Raw genomic sequence first — 17,154 nt, forward strand, 5'->3', positions numbered from 1 at the left:
AGAGTCGGGCGTCATGCACCGTCAATGCTCGCCGCGCTCCAGCCGGCGCACCGTCGACTCGACATGACGATCGACCACGTGTGGCGGCTCGCCGTTCGCGAGGGCCGAGGCGACCTGCTCGATCGCGAACGTCTCCGCCCACACGCGCGCTCTCCTGTAGGTCTCGCCGTCCACCGCCGACCTCACGGCGTCCCACCCGTGCCAGGCCAGGCAGGTGGCGTCCACAGCGGGATCGAAGGGCTGGGCGAGATCCCAGTCGAGCACCCCGACCAGGTCGCCGTCCGGACTCCAGTGCACGTTGTCGCCGCCCAGATCCCCGTGAACCAGACTCGCCGTGACCTTGTCGAGCTCAAGGGCCGCCTCGATCCTGCGCCGCGCCTCCGTCCGCACATGGACGGGCAGCCGGGGCAGCACCTCCTCCACGAGGATCTCCTCCCAGCGCTCCCTGCCCGCGTAGGCGTGCGGCTCGTCCAGCACGTCCTCCACCAGTCGGAGGTCCACGGAGGCGAGGGCGTCGAGCAGGCCGCGCAGCTTCGCGGGATCCCCGCTCCCCCGAGGATGCGCGGCGCCGTCCACCCAGCTCACGGCGACGGCCACGCGGCCTGCGATCGTGGAGACGGGGACGAGCGGGGTGGGCACCTGGAAGGGCAGGTCCATCCGGGCCAGCCGAGCCAGCAGTTCGGCGCAGCGGGGCAACGAGGCCGCCGCCGCTTCCGTGCGCGCGACACGGACGGCGGCCGCGCCGGGGAGGAGAACCACGTCGTGGAACTGCCCTCCGCCGAACCTCGCTCCGTCGAGGGACACGCCGGGCAGCAGCTCGGCCGCCAGATCGAGAAGGTGGGGAGAGGGGAAGATCGACATCCGCCGACACTACCTACCTGGGGAGCTCGCCGGGCTCGTCCACGACGCCCGCCGCGACTTCGGCACTGGCGTAGAAGCTCCCCGCGGTGAAGACGACGTCGCCGTTGATGACGTGGTCGCGCACGTAGTCCACCCGCCTGCCGAGGAACTCGTAGGTCGTGGCGTCGAGGACCAGGTACGACCTGGCCACCACCTGGCCGTCCGCGTCGCGCTCGGTGCCGACGCCTGGAGCACCCCACTCGTAGGCGATGCCGATGCCCGTCCTGCCCGCCGCGTCACGTACGCCGGAGTCCACCCGCACGCCGGGGATCTCGGCGAGGGCGCGGAAGATCGCTCCCCGCAGCCTGGGTGGCACGGGCACCTCCTGCTCGAGGTAGACCGACAGCACCCGGAAGGCCCGCGCGTCTGGAGGCTCCCCGAGGCCCGCCTCCTCCTTCGGCTTGGTCGCCCAGTGCCTGTCGCCCTTGACGTGCGCCAGGAGCCTGCCGGGGTCGGTGGGCAGCTTGGCCAGCCTGGCCGCGTACCCCCGCGGGCTCAGGTCGTCGTCATCCGGGTCCGGCCTGTGGTGGTGCTCCTCCAGCGGGCCCTGCCCCTGGCGTACGGCCTGCCGGGTGCCGTCGTAGCGGGTCCAGTACTCCTGGACCTCGGCCGTCGCTTCGCCCGGCTGCTTGACCAGGGTCTTGCGGTACAACCACTGGTCGGGGCGGGGCGCCGGGGCGGGAGCGTGCCGCTCGGAGACCTGAGCGGCCTGTCTCAGCACAGCCTCCGCGCTCATGGGCACCGTCCCGGTGATGACGATCGGGCGCATGCCCTGGGTGGGCGCGCCGATGCCGCTCACCACCACCGCCGCCGCCAGCGCCCCGCCCACCGCGAGCAGGGACGGCGCCATCCAGAACCGGCGCCGGCGCCTCAGCGCGCGGACGCGCAGGGCCCTCAACCGCTCCACCCCGGGCTCGGGCGCGTCCGCTCGCATGCCGCTCAGCAGCTCCAGGTCATCCACGGGTGGTCTCCTCTTCGACAGCGGACGGGTCGACCCCGCCCAGGGCCGCACGGGTCTTCCTCCTGGCCCGGTGCAGGCGCGAACGCACCGTGCCGACAGGGATGCCGAGCGCCCGCGCCACCTCCTCGTAGCTGAAGTCGGCCCAGGCGATCATCAGCAGGACCTCGCGGTCCTCGGGCGACAGCACCGCGAGCGCCTCCGCCAGCTCCTGGTGCGCCGCCGAGGCCGACACGCGGGCCTCCACTCTGTCGGCGTAGCTCTCCGCCACCTCGTCCGTCCCGGTTCTGGCCAGCGCCAGGTACGCCCTGACCTCGGCGCGGCGGTGTTTGCCGATGAGGTTGGCGGCGATGCCGTACAGCCACGGGCGGGCGTCACGGTGGGCGGTGTCGTAGCGGGTGAGCCGGCGGAAGGCCGCCAGGAACGTCTCGGCCACGACGTCGTCGGCCAGCGAGTCGCCCAGCCGGCGGGTCACGTATCGGTGGAGCGCGGGAGCGTGCCGGTCGAACAGCACGGAGAAGGCGGCGGGATCTCGCCGGGCACGGTCGATCACCTCCGCGTCGTCCGGTTCGCCATGGGTGATCAAGCGTGAGCTCCGTTCCTTGGGGCCGATCACTCCCTTTCACCCGCAAGCGGCGATCGAGTTCTCGTCGCGTCGAGGTCGTGGATGCCCGGCGTCGCTCACCGAGGGAGCGGCCCCTGACGTTGTCAGCAGCCCACGCCAGTTGGTCCGGCCATCATCGAAGTGCGCACCCTCCAGCAGAGCACGCAGGCGACGCGAGACGCGCGCCGCCGCCCGCCGAACTCAGGCGCCGAGCGGGATACTGCAGACCCTCCAGCCGGGGCTAGCCTGGAAAGGTGAGCATCACCGCTGGTGGCTACGCGTGGGGACCCGAGTCTGGTCGGCTCCTGGTCAACACGACGCGTACCGGGCTGGGCGCGAAGGCCGGCCACGATCTCACCATCGGGGTCACGCGCTGGCGCGGCGACGCCACGATCGACCCCGCCGACCCGGCCAACTGCTCGGTGACCGTCGAGGTCGACGCCGAGTCGTTCGAGGTCCAGGAAGGAACCGGCGGCGTCAAACCGCTGACGAGCTCCGATCGTGAAGAGATCGCGAAGATCGTTCGAGAGAAGGTCCTTCACAGCGGCCGCCACCCCACGATCACGTTCAGGTCGTCACGGGTCGAGGGAAGCGCGGAGTCGTTCCGCATCGAGGGCGACCTCACCATGGTCGGCGTCACCCAGCCTGTGACGGTACAGGGCGCGCTGACCGAGGGCCGCGTACACGGCTCGGCGACCGTCCTGCAGTCCCGCTGGGGGATCCGGCCCTACTCGGCGTTCTTCGGCGCCCTCAGGGTGAGCGACGAAGTCGAGATCCACTTCGACCTCACCCTCACACCGAAGCAGTAACCCCGACCGCGCACCCGACTCCTCAGCGCGGGCATCGGACCCGCCCGACAGGAGCCCGCTCGAACGGGTCACCTAGCTTGACGTTGGCGCCGCCGATTTCGCGGTACCCGTTGGGGGCCTGGGAATGGACTTCGCGCGTACGGTCACCTCTGCTCGTCGGGCGTGAAAGACCAGACGTAGTGTGAAGGTGTCCAAGGTGAACAGGTGGCCGCCGTCCCAGTCGAAGCATTCGACCTGCCCAGGCGGGGCGTCAGACTGAGCGGCCACGCTGTCATGACCTTGCCGGTCCTCACGCCACTCGACGACGCGAACGTCTTCGAACCGGAAGGCCACGACAGGCGTCTCGGACAGCTCGGGCGGAGTCCACCGCGGATCGTGGAGAAACTCCAACTGCAGCACCGGCCGCCTGCCTGGCTCATAGGTCAGGCGCCTGAAGTCGGTGTCGTGGAGGTAGACATGGGCGTTCTCCTCGGTCCAGAACTCGTACAGCCCTGCCTTGGGGGTGACGCCACGATCCTTGTCCTCCGTCACGCCGGCGAACTCGGTCACGGACATGAGCACATGGTCCTCCAGACGGAAACGACCTGGGCAGGCCCCGAGCAGTGCCGGCGGTGAAGTCTCCCTACCGCCAGAACGCGTGACTGGATCGGTTGTCCTCCGCTCGGTCGTAGATCGCACGAAGCCACGGTTGGCGAACCTCCGGCAGCCGGGCCAGCGTGTGGAGGAACACCCCTCGGTCGGCCCGGAACGAGAAGGCCGGCAGCAGCGGTGGAGGGTCGTCGCGATAGACGCCTTCAGGTAGCCCGCCCGACGCGGGGCGGAGTCGCCGATCGCGGTTGAAGGCCACATACATCCACACATCGGCAGCCAGCGGCACCGTCGATCCCGCGCAGGACGACCACGTCTCCCCGGTCTGCGGATGCCGCGGAACCAAGGCGATGTCCGCGGCCGTGTCGGGCAGGCCCGGCCCGGCCAGGGCCAGGCTCTTCGCCGGCGACCTGGGTGGGAGCAGGGCATCGAGCGCCGGACGGAACGCATCAGCGACAGGGCCATCGGGAACCACCACCCGCATGCCGCCCGACGCGGCCAGCAGGTGAGCCAGCGCCACCGCGACCGCCGCCTCCCACACCGGACTCCACGCCCCGAGCGGCTCAACCGGCGGTGTCTCTGGCTGCTCGGGCAGGTCCTCCCAGCTGAGCACCCGGCGGGAGGGCGCATCGACGTCGAGGAGACGTACGGCGCGCGGGTCCAGCCACACCACCTGCCAGCACGAGCAGTCGTCGATGAGGGTGGCCACGGCATGCCCGCATCGCGTGCAGGCCAGGTTCGGTCCGTCCCTGCCGTCCAGACCGCAACAGTAGCCGTCACATCGCTCCAGGATCAGAACGGTCCCGCGGACGTCGCCCGGTGCGACCGCGACCGCTCCCGGCGGCCCGTACGACAGGGCGTGGGTCGGCGCGTACACGCCGCGGGCGGCTGCTTCCTCCGCACCGATCTCCTCCCACTTGCGCCACGGCGGCCCGGAGGGCTCTGGATCCACCGCGTAGGTCCCCGGCTCCAGAAGCGCGGGAAGCAGGTCATGGCCGTGACACTGATGGGCGTGGGCGGGGAGCGCGACCTGCGACACCGGTGAGGTCAGCACGGTGCCACAGCCGGCGCACGCGAACACAGCCATTTCCCCTCCAGCCTCACCGTGCCTGAACCACGCGAAAGCCCTGGTCGTACGACCAGATTCCCTTCGTTTCCGGGCTCATTTGTAGACGATCGGCTCGGTCTCCTTGCCGGGAAACACCATGACCAGCAGCTCGACTGCCCCGTCCGGCGGGTCGGGCACCTGGTAGACGAGCTCCCGACCACGCAGATGCACCCGCACGCGATAGAACCCCGGACCACCCGGCGTGAGATCCGGCAGCGCGGTGGCCTGGTTGTCGACGATCACCAGCGACCCGCTCGGGCTCTCGTAGCCGACCTCGACCACCTCGTCCCACCCCTTGGTCTCCAGCGGCGGCGGCTTCGCGTACGACTCACCGGTGACGCACGCGTGCCCGCTCTCGTCAGCCGCCCAGATCGCCAGCGCTCCCCGCTCGCTCCCGACCAGTTCCTCGGCCAGGTCGGGAATCGTGCCCTCGAACCCCTCGTCCCACCCGTTGATCGTCCAGGACTCCGTCCACATGGTGGCGCGCGCCAGCCGCACAGGCTTCGCCCGCGGCCGGTGCGCGGGATGCGCGGCGCAGGCCTTCTCACCCTTGGCGAAGAACGCCCGCTGCTCCTCCTGCCGCCGTCGTCCCTCGTTCTCCTGCGCCTGGGCCACCACCGGGCACAGGCTCCCCAGCGCTCGCGCGTACTCCGACCGCAGCGCGCCCTCAATGTCATGTTCTGCCATCTTGCAGAGCCGATATCCCCGCTCCAACAGCACCTGATCCGAAGCCACCGCCAAGGCCTCCCCTTCGCCGTGGAAGACGGTATGGCCGTGGACGCGGCAGAGGAAGTCCTTCTCCGCCTTGCTGAACCCTTTGGCGGTGCCGTCGCCGGAACCGTCGCAGTCGAGCTCGCTCTCGGTGCTCATCCTGCCGGGAAAGGCGGACGTCGTCGGGACTAGGAGGAGCGCCATCATCGTCAGGGCGGCGAACGTGGCACGGAGGAACCGACCTCTCCGCACAAAGGGCCGGCGTACGGCAAGCAGTATCAGAAGAGGCGGCGCCAAGGAGAGGAGACCGGTGCGCACGCTCAGACTCATCGCCTCCGGTGGACCCCACGCGTCGAGGCACTCGGCACCGATGGCGGCATCAAGGATGAGCAGCAGGAAGTGAGAAACGTCGCAAAGGAGCAGCGCACCGACCGCGGCCCGGGCCAGGGCTCGGGCGAGCCGTTCCCGCCCGGCGCGAACGGCCAGGTACCAGCCCAGGAAGCCGAGCACGATCAGGGGAGCGCCGCCGTACCAGAACAGCGGGAGGCCTGACATGAACCACAGCTGATCGCTGAGCTCGTTGCCTAAGCACCGTCCGGCGGACCCCCACGTGAACGACCCGCCACCGCCATCGTCGATCCAGAAGTAGACGGTGGGACTCACCGCGGTGAGCAGGGCCGCCACCCAGAGGATCGATGATCGTCGGGACACGGGACCGATGGTACGGGGTCACACTCGCGCGAGCCGCCGGCGATGGGGCCCGCGGCCAGCCGGCGTTCGGTCCACGAACGCCAGGAGAAGGCCGATCTTGGGAGGCGGAGTGTCACGTCACCCGTGTGGCTATCCGTAAGTCGACGAGGACGGTCGGATCGTCACCGCGCCCGGCATGAGTTCCCTTCCCACAGAATGGCTCCGGCTCTCAAGATTCACATGAGGTATCAGATGTGCGGCTGGATCTGACTGGAGGGTCGCGGTTCGGCTGGAGGGCGGGCCATGGAGTCGACCGCCGTATGGTTCCCGTGATTGACGAGGCGGTGGAGGGCGATCAGCCCATAACCGAGCAGCACGAAGCAGACGGCCAGCGCCACCGCCATGAGCAGGACTCCGCCGTACCCGAACCTGTCCACATTCAGAAACGGATAGGGGTATCGCTTCCATGCGTGTGGAGGCAGCAGGGCGCCCCGGACCAGGGCGAAGACCATGTACACCACCGGATAGGCCAGCCAGGCAGGGGCGGCCGCCCACCTCGGCCGAGGGGCGGTCCTGTCGAAGGCCAGCCAGTCGATCACGGCCATGATCGGTGTCACGTAATGGAGGAGGAAGTTGCCGAGGCCGGGACCGGTGAGGGACAGGTGCTCGAAGGGGTTGGCTCCACGCATGCGCAGAAAGTGCCACACCAGCCCGGTTATCACGATGTAGAGCGTCACCGCCCCCTTGACCCCGGTGGAGGGCCGCCGTCTGGTCACCACTCGCCAGGAGCAATATCCCGCGAGCATCAGATTGCTCTGCACGGTGAAGAGCACGAGCGGGTTCAGCGGGTCGGCCAGGGGCATCCACGTACAGCTCAAGCCGGTCACCGCGACCAGGATCAACACCAAGCGGAACATCGTCGCCCAAACCATGAAGATCACGGTCGCACGTCCATGTCGTCCGCGCTGAAAAATCGACGGTGGTCGATGGATTCCGGCGGTTACCGCGGGATCAACTGCGCCACCAGTCGTCGAGGGGGGTGACCGGAACGGTCCGCTTGTGCCGGGTCACGAGGTAGGCCGACTCCACCTTCGCCGCCAGGTCCGGCGCGACGTCGAGACCTTCCAGATAGTCGTCGATCTGGGTGTACGTCAGGCCGAGCGCCACCTCGTCGGGCAGCGCGGGCCGGTCGTCCTCGAGGTCGGCGGTCGGGACCTTCTCCCAGACACTCGGCGGTGCGCCGAGCTCCTGCAGCAGGGCGGCGCCTTGGCGCTTGGTCAGTCCGGTCAGCGGGGTGAGGTCGACACCGCCGTCGCCGTACTTGGTGAAGAAGCCGGTCACCGCCTCGGCGGCGTGGTCGGTGCCCACGACGAGCATGCTCAGCTGACCGGCGATCGAGAACTGGATCACCATGCGTTCGCGGGCCTTGATGTTGCCGCGCACGAAGTCCCGCAGCTTGGGCTCATCGCCCAGCAACTCCCGCAGGCCCAGCGCCGTCTCCGCGGCGACGGCGTCCGCGCCCGGCTTGACCTTCACCGTGATCGACCGGTCGGGCTGGATGAACTTCAGCGCGATCTGCGCGTCGTGCTCGTCGGCCTGCACGCCGTACGGCAGCCGCACCGCGATGAAGGTGGCCTCATGCCCCTCGGCCCGCAACTCCTCGCTGGCTAGCTGGCACAACCTGCCGGTCAGCGTGCTGTCCTGGCCGCCACTGACCCCGAGCACGTAACCCTTGGCCGGGGTCGACCGCAGGTAGTCCTTGAGGAAGTCGATCCGTTGCCGGATCTCGACCTTCGGCACGATGGTCGCCTTGACGCCGAGTTCGGCGAGAATCTGCTCCCGTAGGTTCGCCATCCGCGTACTGTACTGGCCGGGATCGAACCACGCGAAGACGGGTCTGCGCGGAGCGACCCGACGGCGATGTCGTGCCGGACTGATACAAGCGATCGGGCCCGCAAGCTCAGCGGTCGCCGCCGACCCGGAGGCGACCGGCCGTACGGGGCCCTGACCGACACCAGATGCGAGTCATCGGACGGCTCGATCCGGGTCGCCTGACTGCTCCGCGGGCTGGGCGTTCACCTCGTTCCACTTGTGCAGCAGCTGGGGGACCTCCCTGCGCAGGAACGCGAAGAAGCGCCGGGTCTCGTCCATCCGCGCGCCCGCTGGCGTGTCCGTGCCGAACACCTCGACCCCGTCGCGCGCGCCCTCCTCGAAGCGACGGAACACCTCGTCACTCGACGCCGCCGCCTTGTACCACGCCGTCTGGTCGACACGGTAATGATCACGACGCTCACCGGGGTCCCGCTCTCGGGTCACCATCCCGACCCGCATCAGGTACTTCACCGCGCCCGAGACGGCCGACGGGCCGACCTGCAGCATGTCGGCGAGTTCGGCGGCGGTACGCCGGCCGTCGTCGGCGATGAGGAGCGCCGCGAGCACGCGTGCGGCCATGCGCGGGTAACCCGAGTCGGACATGATCACGGCGAAGCGCTCGAGGAACCGCAGCGCGTCGGCCGTGCCGCTCTCGTCGTCAACTCTCTTGGTCATGCACACCCTCTGCGCGTCGTCTCCGGCAGCCCCCAGGCTACAGACTATCGATAGTTCACGAATTTCGTGAACTTCATGTAGTGTGCAAAATATGTCCAACATGATCTCCGTGTCCGGTCTGGTCAAGACCTTCGGCCGGACACGGGCGCTCGACGGTCTGGACCTGACGGTCCGGACCGGTGAGGTGCACGGGTTCCTCGGCCCGAACGGTGCCGGCAAATCCACCACCATCCGGATCCTGCTCGGCCTGCTGCGCCAGGACGCGGGCACGGCTCAGCTGCTGGACGGCGATCCGTGGCGAGACGCGACCGCACTGCATCGCCGACTGGCGTACGTGCCAGGCGACGTGACCCTGTGGCCGGACCTGACCGGTGGAGAGACGATCGACCTGCTCGGCCGGATGCGCGGCGGGCTCGACCCCCGGCGCCGAGCCGAGCTGCTCGAGCGCTTCGAGCTGGATCCACGCAAGAAGGGGCGGGCCTACTCCAAGGGCAACCGGCAGAAGGTGGCCCTGGTCGCGGCGCTGTCCTCGGATGCCGACCTGCTCATCCTGGACGAGCCCACCTCCGGCCTCGACCCGCTGATGGAGGCGGTCTTCCAGGAGAGCATCCAGGAAGAGCGGAGCAAGGGACGCACGGTGCTGCTGTCCAGTCACATCCTCGCCGAGGTCGAGGCCCTGTGCGACAGGGTGAGCATCATCAGGCGCGGCCGTACGGTGGAGACGGGCACGCTCACCGAGCTGCGTCACCTCACCCGCACCTCGATCACGGCCGAGCTCGCCGGCCCCGTCCCCCAGCTCGCCGGATCGGTCGGCGTGCACGACCTGTGGACACAGGGCAGCCGGCTGCGCTGCCAGGTCGACGGCGACGCGCTCGACCCGCTGCTGAGCGAGCTCGTGAAGGTCGGTGTGCGGAGCCTGGTCAGCCGGCCGCCGACGCTGGAGGAGATGTTCCTGCGCCACTACGAAGACGATTTGTCCGGCGCGGGCGCGACCGGAGAGCACGCGGCGGTACGGCGATGAGCACTCTCACCGGCACCGGCGGACTGATCCGGCTCATCCTGCGACGCGACAGGGTGAGGATACCGGCCTGGTTCGGGCTCGTGGCGATGCTCGTGATCGGCGTCGCGAGCTCGGTGTCCGCCGCCTATCCCACCGAAGAGGCGCGGCAGGCGTTCCTCCACACGACCAACGGCGACCCGACACAGCTCATGATGATCGGCCCGATCTACGACTCGTCCGCGGGAGGGCTCGCCGCGTGGCGAGTACGCGGGCAGGCGGCGCTGCTCATCGCGCTGGCGAGCCTGTTGCTGGTGATCCGCAGCACCCGCGCGGAGGAGGAGGCGGGCCGGAGCGAGCTGCTGGGCTCGACCGTGGTCGGCAGGCACGCGGCGCTGACGGCCGCGCTGACCGTGGCGTTCGCCGCCAACCTGGTCACCGCCCTTGTCGTGGCACTGGGGCTCATGGGCCAGGGGCTGCCTCCGCGGGGCTCCCTGGTGATGGGACTGTCGGTCGCCGCCGCCGGTTGGGTCTTCGCCGCGGTCGCGGGCCTGGCGGCCCAGCTGACCGAAGGCTCTCGTACCGCCGGCGGCCTCGCCGCCGCGGCGATGGGCATCCTGTACGCGGTGCGCGCGGGCGCGGACGTCGAGGAGAACTCCTGGGTGTCCTGGCTGTCGCCGTTCGGCTGGACCCAGCACATGCGCCCCTTCGCCGGTGACCACTACTGGCCGCTCCTGCCTGTCATCGGCCTGATCCTGCTGCTGGTGGCAGGCGCCTACCGGATGTCCGTGCGCCGGGACCTGGGGGCCGGCATCCTCCCGCCCCGGCTCGGTCCGGCCGACGCGGCGCCGAGCTTGCGCACCTCGCTTGCCCTGGCATGGCGGCTGCAGCGGGGGACGCTGCTCGCCTGGGCCGTCGCGTTCACCGCGTTCGGCGCCGGTCTGGGAGGCGCCGCGCGGAGCGCCGCCGAACAGCTGAACGCGAGCGAGGCCCTCAGGGACCTGATCGAGCGGATGGGTGGCGGTGGCCGTCCCGCCGACGGCTTCTTCGCCTTCGTCATCTACCTCATGAGCCAGGTCATCACGCTCTACGCGATTCAGGCGACCCTGAGACTGCGGGCGGAGGAGATCTCCGGCCGTGCCGACCTCATCCTGACCGGCCCGGTCGGCAGACTGCGCTGGGCAGGCGGTCACCTGGCCATCGTCGCGGCCGGGTCGGGGATCGTGCTCGCCGGGCTCGGCGTCGGTATGGGTCTGGTCCACGGGCTCTCCACGGGAGATCCGGGCGGCGAGATCGCACGGCTGGTGGGTGCGAGCCTGACGCGGTTGCCCTCGGTCCTGGTGCTGGCCGCCGTCTCGACGCTGGCGTACGGCCTGCTGCCACGGCTGGCCGCGATCATCCCCTATGCCGCGCTCGGCCTGTGCCTCGTGCTCGAGTTCGCGGTGGAACTGCTGGGCGCCGACCCAGCGATCTTGCAGGTGTCGCCGTTCGCGCAGACCCCTGGCCTTCCGGTCGCCGCGTTCACCGTGACGCCGCTGGTCCTGCTCGCCGTCGTCGCCACCGGGCTCACCGCCGTCGGCCTGGCCGGGCTCCGCCGTCGCGACCTCGGATAACCCGAACAGACCACCGGGCAGTTCACCGTCCGCCGGGTGCACAGGGACGCCATCCCGCTAGTCAGCGACGGTGGGGAGGGAGAGGCCGGCGTAGATTTGGTTGAGGGCCGTGGGCAGCAGGGCCTGGGCCGTGGTCCTGCCGTCGGGCGACCGGGTCAGGTTCGTCCAGATGACGAGCGTGGCCTCGTTGTCCTGGTCGTAGCCGATGAAGGAGTTGAAGCCGGGCAGCTCACCGCCGTGGTAGTACATCGAGGCGCTCGGACCGAAGCGTTGGTAGGCGATGCCGTAGCCGTACTTCTGCCCCTCGGGCGCGGCCGGGTCCTGGGCTTGCGGGCTGTGGAGCCACTGCTGCTGGAAGTCGGGATGGAGGACCTTGCCCGTCACCAGGGCCCGGATCCAGGTGGCCAGGTCGTCGGCGGTGGAGATGACGCCTCCGGCCGCGGTGGCGTAGGAGGGGTTCTGGTGGGTGTAGTCCACCGGCCGGAGCTTTCCCGACCTGGCCGCCGCCTACATGTCGTCGGGATAGGGCCGGTCGACCAGCGCGTAGGCCGATCCTCCGTACATGTAGCCGTGGGAAGAGGGGTCGGGGAGGGACAGGTCGTCGGCGGCGGGCAGCGAGGTCCCCTCCAGTCCCAGCGGGGCGAACAGCCGGTTCCGGAACTGCTCGGCCAGCGGGTGGCCGCCCGCCTTCTCGGCGACGAGGCCCAGCAGCACGTAGTTGGTGTTGCTGTACTCGTAGGACGCGTCCGGTGCGAAGTTCGGCGGGCGCCGGAACGCGATGTCCAGCATGGCCTGCGGCGTCTCGACCCTGCGCGGGTCGGCGTCCAGGGCCGCCGCGAGTTCGGGCGCGCTGGTGTAGTTGTAGAGTCCGCTGCGCATCTTCAGCAGGTCGGCGATGGTGATGTGTTCGCCGTTGGGCACTCCGGGGACGTGGGCGGAGACCGGGTCGCTCAGCCGGAGCCTGCCATCCTGGGCGAGGAGGATGATCAGCGCCGAGGTCATGGTCTTGGTGTTGGAGGCGATCCTGAAGTGGTCGCCCGTGGTGGGCGCTTTGGCCGTGCCCAGTTCGGTGGTGCCGACGGTCGCCCTGAAGGTTCCCTGCGGGGTGCGGAGCAGGACCACCGCGCCGGGAACCATGAGCTTCTTCGCCGCACGCTCGAAGGCGGGCTGGAACGCGGCCGGATCCACGGGCTTCAGCGCCGACGGGGTGGGGCTGGGGGCGCTCGCCTCCGCCGCAGGTGCGGGCGACGTGGCGGATACGGCCGTGAAACTCGCCTCTGACGGCAGGGCGCAGCTCGCGATCAGCAGGGCGGCGCACGGTGCCAGCAGAGCCACGCGGCGGGCGGCTCGGTTCGGCGCGTCGTCGTCAGCTCGGGACATCTTCATGTCGGCATCACAGCCCCCGCGCTCCGCGGGCCGGTACCGCGGTCAGGGTGATACGAAAGCGAGGCGGCACGACCAAAGAGACGCAAAACGGAATAAGAGCGGCAATTCTATCGTCTTCGAGCCCGCGCAGGCGGTCTGGACGCACGGGGTCCTGCTCCTGCCCGCGATGGCCTGGTCGCTGACGCGACCGCGGGCAGGAGAGGAGACACGCAACGCCTGGTACGGCTGGCCGGCGTCCTCTACGGCGAGATCGCCGCGCGGTGCCGCACCACGATCAGCCGGTGTAGGCCGGCGCGACGACGACGGGCTCCCTCGGACCCGCCGTCGTCTTGACCGTGGGCCGCTGGTCGGCCGGCGCCGGGGCGGGCGTCGCGGACGTCGCGGACGGCTTCTCGGGAGAGGCCGCGGCCGTGCCCGAGAAGCCTGCGAGGCCCGCGGTCAGGGCCAGCACCGCGCTGATGCCGATGAGCGTGGCTTTGATCTTCATATGGATTCCCCTGTTCATTCATGTCGGGCCTCAGCCCTGGACGACGACCGGAGTACCGATCGCCAGGTTCTTCGCCATCCAGGTGATGTCGTCGTTGCTGATCCGGACGCAGCCGTGGCTGGCCCGCGTGCCGATGGCGGAGGGCTTGTTCGTCCCGTGGATCGCAAGCTGGCCCGGGCCGCCGGCGAAGCTCTTCAGCACCGGCGAGAAGCCGCTCAGCCCGAAGGCGTAGGCGCCGTAGGCCCCGCCCTGGTCGGCGGGCTTCACCAGCTCGGTGAAGAAGTAGCGACCCGGAGGTGTCGGCGTGCCCGCTTCGCCCGTCGCGACCTTGCCCGTCCTGACGGCCCTGTCGCCGTCATAGACGGTGAACCTGAACGCGCCGCGATCGATCTCCACCCGGTAGGAGGTCTCCGCGAGCGTCACGTCGGTGGCCTTGATCCAGCCCTTACTGCCGTTCGGCCGGATCGGCAGCAGCACCTGGAGCCACTCGCCCTCGTCGCGTTCCACCAGGAAGACACGCGTCGCGCCGTAGTCGTTGGGGCTCGTGATCGTCCTCTGTGCCACCCCCTCCTTGTCTCCGTAGACCGTGATCCGAGATCCCCTGACGCTCGCGATCTTCGAACTGACGCTGCTCGCCGACTCGGGCCGTACGGCGCCGCTCGCGGAACTGGCGCTGTCCGCCGGCTCGCGCTGTACGGCGCTGCTCGCGCTGCCCGCACAGCCGGCCAGCAGGAACGCGAGTGCCGCCGCGGCAGCCGTACGAAGCAGGTTGGTTCTCACCTGCCGCAGCCTGGCGACAAAATGTGTGGAACCTGTTTGGTTGTCATGCGGATCCCATGTGCACCCCTCACGTGGACATAGCCTCAGCCCATGTGCGCGTACGTGCTGGTCGCCGAGGACGATCCCAAACAGGCCGAACTGCTCAGGCGGTATCTGGAGCGGGAGGGCCATGAGGTCCTCGTCGTGCACGACGGGCGTTCCGCGATCGACGAGGCGCGGCGGGCCGATCCCGACCTCGTGGTGCTCGACGTGATGATGCCGAAGGTTGACGGGTTGGACGTCTGCAGGGTGCTGCGTGCCGAGTCCGACCTGCCGATCCTGATGCTGACCGCCAGGTCCACCGAGGATGATCTGCTGCTGGGGCTCGACCTCGGTGCTGACGACTATGTCGCCAAGCCGTACAGCCCGCGTGCGCTGATGGCTCGCGTGCGGACCCTGCTGCGCCGTACCGGAAAGTCCCAGGACGCCGACCGGCAGGTGTTCCAGGCGGGCGACCTCCTCGTGGACCCGGTCAGGCACACCGTCACCGCGGCGGACACGCTGGTGGACTGCACGCTCGCGGAGTTCCGGATCATCGAGACGCTGGCTGCCGAGCCGGAGCGGGTGTTCACCAGGAAGCAGTTGCTGGAGCGCATCCACGGCTTCGACAGGTTCATCACCGAACGCACGGTCGACGTGCACGTGATGAACCTGCGCAAGAAGATCGAGCCTGATCCGCGCCGCCCGGTCCGGCTGCTGACCGTGTACGGCGTCGGCTACAAACTGACCAACGCATGAGGTCGTTGTTCGTCAGGTTGCTCACGAGCTCGGCTGTCGTGGCGGTCTGCTCCATCACGGCGACCGCGTGGCTGGCTGCCAGCAGCACCTCCGGCGCCATCCAGCGCGAGCAGGGCCAGACACTGGCCAGCGACGCCCGGATCAACAACAGCCTGCTCGGCTACGCCTCGCGTCATTCGGACTGGTCGGGCGTCGCACCCACCCTGCGCGAGCTCGCCGCCCAGACCAGCCGCCGCATCGCGCTGACCACCGAGAACGGTGCCCTCATCGCGGACTCGGCGACCGCCGGGACCCCACTGCCCGCCAAGGTGTCGGCCGTCGTCGACCCGCTGGCCGTGGACGTGACCCTGGTGCCCGGGGCGGCCAGGGACCGCATCGATCCACGCGCGGTGGGCCCTTTCCTGCTGTCCGCCCGCGATCGCGCCCGGCTGAGGAAGGCCGCCGACACCTATGCCGCCTGCATGGGCCGCACGGGGCAGGCCGTACAGGTGACCGTCTCGAACACCGGCAGGCCCCTCGTCACGACGCTCAGCCAGGAGGGCGGCCGGGAGCCGAGCCCGATGCCGAGCCCGATGCCGAGCGCCGCCCCCACCGTGGTGAGCCTCTGCGACACCACCGCCTTCAGCACGCCGACGCGCACCGAGAAGGCCGCGTTGAAACAACTCAACCTCCTGGTCAGCAGGTGCCTCAAGGGCAAGGGCGCGGAAAGGGGCTCGGTCGGACTCGACTTCACCTGGGTCTCCAAGGAGAAACAGCCGATGCCGCCGGCCGCCGAACCCGATCAGACGATCTCCTCCTGCGTCGCCACCGCCCGCAAAGAGCAACTCGATCCCTACGTCGCCCCCGCGGCGTACCTGTACATCGGCTCCCCCTCCGAGGCCACCGGCCAGCGCATCCCGCTGCCCTCGATCGCCGGTGCCGCCCTCCTCGTGCTCGTGCTGACGGTGGGCGTGAGCGTCATGGCGGCCAGGCGCCTGGTCAGGCCAGTCAACGCGCTCACCCACGCCGCGCAGCGGATGCGTGACGGGGACAGCTCCGCCCGCGTCACGGTCAGGACCACCGGCGAGATCAGCGAGCTCGCCACGGCGTTCAACGAGATGTCGGAGCACCTCCAGCGCATGGAGGAGCAGCGCAAGGCCATGGTCAGCGACGTCTCCCACGAGCTGCGCACCCCGCTGAGCAACCTCAGGGGCTGGCTGGAGGCCGCCCAGGACGGCGTCGCCGAGCTGGACCCGGCGCTGATCGCCTCGCTGGTCGAGGAGATCCTGCTGCTGCAGCACATCGTCGACGACCTTCAGGAGCTCGCCCTCGCCGACGCGGGCAAGCTCCGTCTGCACGTCGAACCCGTCCACCTCGGCGACCTTCTCGACCAGGTGGCCACCGCTCACCGGGGCCGGGCCGAAGCCGCAGGGCTCACGCTGACCACCATGGTCACCGATGACCCCCCGCTGACCGCGGATCCGGTACGGCTCCGCCAGGCCATCGGCAACCTGGTGACCAACTCCCTGCGCTACACGCCACGCGGCGGGCACATCACGCTGTGCGCCCGCCAGGATGGCGACCAGGTCGTCGTCGAGGTGACCGACACGGGCATCGGGATCCGCGCCGAGTACCTTCCCCACGTCTTCGACCGGTTCTGGCGGGCCGAGAAGTCCCGCAACCGCCAGACCGGCGGCAGCGGGCTCGGGCTCGCCATCGTGCGCAACCTGGCCGAGGCGCACGGCGGCACAGCCACGGTCGCCAGCGTGCCAGGTGTCCGCACGACGTTCACCCTGCGTCTTCCGTCGTAGCGGCGCCCATGGTCAGCAAGCAGCCAAATCGAGCTGTCAAACGACTCTCAGCGCGAAACCGGCGGTGGCACCGTAACTCGATCTCCGCGCTTTGGGCTCATGCCGAAACCTGCACCGGCCCGAAGTCACCGCTCGTGGGTTTGCGAGCTTCGGCGTAGTGCGCAGGGTCGGCCTTGATTCTGGCAGTGGCCCGCCAGCCCTCTATGACCTCGTGGGTGGTGGCGTCGACATCCAACTCCGCCGCGTCAGAGAGCGCTTCCACCAGTTCCAAAGTGAAGGCACGCAGCTCTTCCGCCGAGAGGTGGCGAACCCGAGCGATCAAGAAGATCGCGGCGACTCGGGGATGAACTCGCTCGGGCCGACCTCCCCGCCGCAGGTGCGCCGGTTCTCACGGTGGGCCACGCATCGC

General features: G+C 69.7%; 17 protein-coding genes and 1 pseudogene. 5 read left to right on the forward strand and 13 right to left on the reverse strand.

Translation table 11 applies throughout. The annotated features are described in order from the left end of the window. Window positions 1–21 precede the first annotated feature (21 nt). From ABFX50_RS12500 to ABFX50_RS12510, 3 genes are read right to left on the reverse strand one after another with little or no spacing between them, the layout of a single operon-like run. Complete coding sequence (locus ABFX50_RS12500) at window positions 22–861, reverse strand: phosphotransferase family protein (RefSeq protein ID WP_346146033.1); 840 nt, start codon at window positions 859–861, stop codon at window positions 22–24. 13 nt (window positions 862–874) lie between these two features. Then, entirely contained in the window at window positions 875–1,861 is a 987-nt protein-coding gene (locus tag ABFX50_RS12505; RefSeq protein ID WP_346146035.1) for a CU044_5270 family protein, read from the reverse strand. Further along, window positions 1,854–2,444 (reverse strand): RNA polymerase sigma factor, encoded by a 591-nt coding sequence (locus ABFX50_RS12510; RefSeq protein ID WP_183651979.1) that lies wholly within the window; start codon window positions 2,442–2,444, stop codon window positions 1,854–1,856. Before ABFX50_RS12510 ends, ABFX50_RS12505 begins: the two co-directional genes overlap by 8 nt. A 272-nt stretch (window positions 2,445–2,716) precedes the next feature. On the opposite strand from ABFX50_RS12510, the gene ABFX50_RS12515 reads away from it, so the two are divergent. Next, window positions 2,717–3,271, forward strand: a complete 555-nt coding sequence (locus ABFX50_RS12515; RefSeq protein WP_346146038.1) for a YceI family protein — start codon at window positions 2,717–2,719, stop codon at window positions 3,269–3,271. 72 nt (window positions 3,272–3,343) lie between these two features. Here the strand turns inward: ABFX50_RS12515 and ABFX50_RS12520 are convergent, their stop codons facing one another. The 6 genes from ABFX50_RS12520 to ABFX50_RS12545 form a co-directional block, all read right to left on the reverse strand. Further along, complete coding sequence (locus ABFX50_RS12520; protein WP_346146040.1) at window positions 3,344–3,826, reverse strand: hypothetical protein; 483 nt, start codon at window positions 3,824–3,826, stop codon at window positions 3,344–3,346. A 67-nt stretch (window positions 3,827–3,893) separates the two neighbouring features. Beyond that, a complete protein-coding gene (locus ABFX50_RS12525) occupies window positions 3,894–4,946 on the reverse strand; it encodes a hypothetical protein (RefSeq protein WP_346146042.1) in 1,053 nt (350 codons plus the stop codon). Window positions 4,947–5,021: 75 nt separating this feature from the next. After that, complete coding sequence (locus ABFX50_RS12530) at window positions 5,022–6,362, reverse strand: hypothetical protein (protein WP_346146043.1); 1,341 nt, start codon at window positions 6,360–6,362, stop codon at window positions 5,022–5,024. Between the two features lie 254 nt (window positions 6,363–6,616). Then, window positions 6,617–7,300: a Pr6Pr family membrane protein gene (locus ABFX50_RS12535; protein WP_346146452.1), complete on the reverse strand. Its 684-nt coding sequence runs from the start codon at window positions 7,298–7,300 to the stop codon at window positions 6,617–6,619. Between the two features lie 79 nt (window positions 7,301–7,379). Continuing rightward, window positions 7,380–8,222, reverse strand: coding sequence for an ammonia-dependent NAD(+) synthetase (gene nadE / locus ABFX50_RS12540; protein ID WP_346146045.1), 843 nt, complete (start codon window positions 8,220–8,222; stop codon window positions 7,380–7,382). A gap of 171 nt (window positions 8,223–8,393) precedes the next feature. Further along, on the reverse strand, window positions 8,394–8,915 hold the full coding sequence (locus ABFX50_RS12545; RefSeq protein ID WP_346146047.1) for a GbsR/MarR family transcriptional regulator: 522 nt from the start codon (window positions 8,913–8,915) through the stop codon (window positions 8,394–8,396). A gap of 91 nt (window positions 8,916–9,006) precedes the next feature. On the opposite strand from ABFX50_RS12545, the gene ABFX50_RS12550 reads away from it, so the two are divergent. After that, window positions 9,007–9,936, forward strand: a complete 930-nt coding sequence (locus ABFX50_RS12550; protein ID WP_346146049.1) for an ABC transporter ATP-binding protein — start codon at window positions 9,007–9,009, stop codon at window positions 9,934–9,936. Then, on the forward strand, window positions 9,933–11,525 hold the full coding sequence (locus tag ABFX50_RS12555; RefSeq protein WP_346146050.1) for an ABC transporter permease: 1,593 nt from the start codon (window positions 9,933–9,935) through the stop codon (window positions 11,523–11,525). Before ABFX50_RS12550 ends, ABFX50_RS12555 begins: the two co-directional genes overlap by 4 nt. 57 nt (window positions 11,526–11,582) lie before the next feature. On the opposite strand, the pseudogene ABFX50_RS12560 reads toward ABFX50_RS12555, so the two are convergent. The 3 genes and pseudogenes from ABFX50_RS12560 to ABFX50_RS12570 all read right to left on the reverse strand — a co-directional run bounded on the left by ABFX50_RS12560 (window position 11,583) and on the right by ABFX50_RS12570 (window position 14,178). Continuing rightward, window positions 11,583–12,911 (reverse strand): annotated as a pseudogene (locus ABFX50_RS12560) (serine hydrolase domain-containing protein). A 274-nt stretch (window positions 12,912–13,185) separates the two neighbouring features. Next, complete coding sequence (locus ABFX50_RS12565; protein WP_346146052.1) at window positions 13,186–13,398, reverse strand: hypothetical protein; 213 nt, start codon at window positions 13,396–13,398, stop codon at window positions 13,186–13,188. Between the two features lie 30 nt (window positions 13,399–13,428). Then, window positions 13,429–14,178: a L,D-transpeptidase gene (locus ABFX50_RS12570; protein ID WP_346146054.1), complete on the reverse strand. Its 750-nt coding sequence runs from the start codon at window positions 14,176–14,178 to the stop codon at window positions 13,429–13,431. Between the two features lie 90 nt (window positions 14,179–14,268). On the opposite strand from ABFX50_RS12570, the gene ABFX50_RS12575 reads away from it, so the two are divergent. Further along, window positions 14,269–14,955, forward strand: coding sequence for a response regulator transcription factor (locus ABFX50_RS12575; protein ID WP_183652008.1), 687 nt, complete (start codon window positions 14,269–14,271; stop codon window positions 14,953–14,955). Then, window positions 14,952–16,745 (forward strand): sensor histidine kinase, encoded by a 1,794-nt coding sequence (locus tag ABFX50_RS12580; RefSeq protein ID WP_346146055.1) that lies wholly within the window; start codon window positions 14,952–14,954, stop codon window positions 16,743–16,745. The genes ABFX50_RS12575 and ABFX50_RS12580 overlap by 4 nt, the downstream gene beginning before the upstream one ends. A 97-nt stretch (window positions 16,746–16,842) precedes the next feature. Here the strand turns inward: ABFX50_RS12580 and ABFX50_RS12585 are convergent, their stop codons facing one another. After that, the gene (locus ABFX50_RS12585; protein ID WP_346146057.1) at window positions 16,843–17,067 is read right to left on the reverse strand and encodes a hypothetical protein; all 225 of its coding nucleotides are present in this window, start codon (window positions 17,065–17,067) and stop codon (window positions 16,843–16,845) included. Between the last annotated feature and the right edge of the window lie 87 nt (window positions 17,068–17,154).

It is taken from the genome of Nonomuraea recticatena (genome assembly GCF_039533245.1).
Classification (GTDB): domain Bacteria; phylum Actinomycetota; class Actinomycetes; order Streptosporangiales; family Streptosporangiaceae; genus Nonomuraea; species Nonomuraea roseola.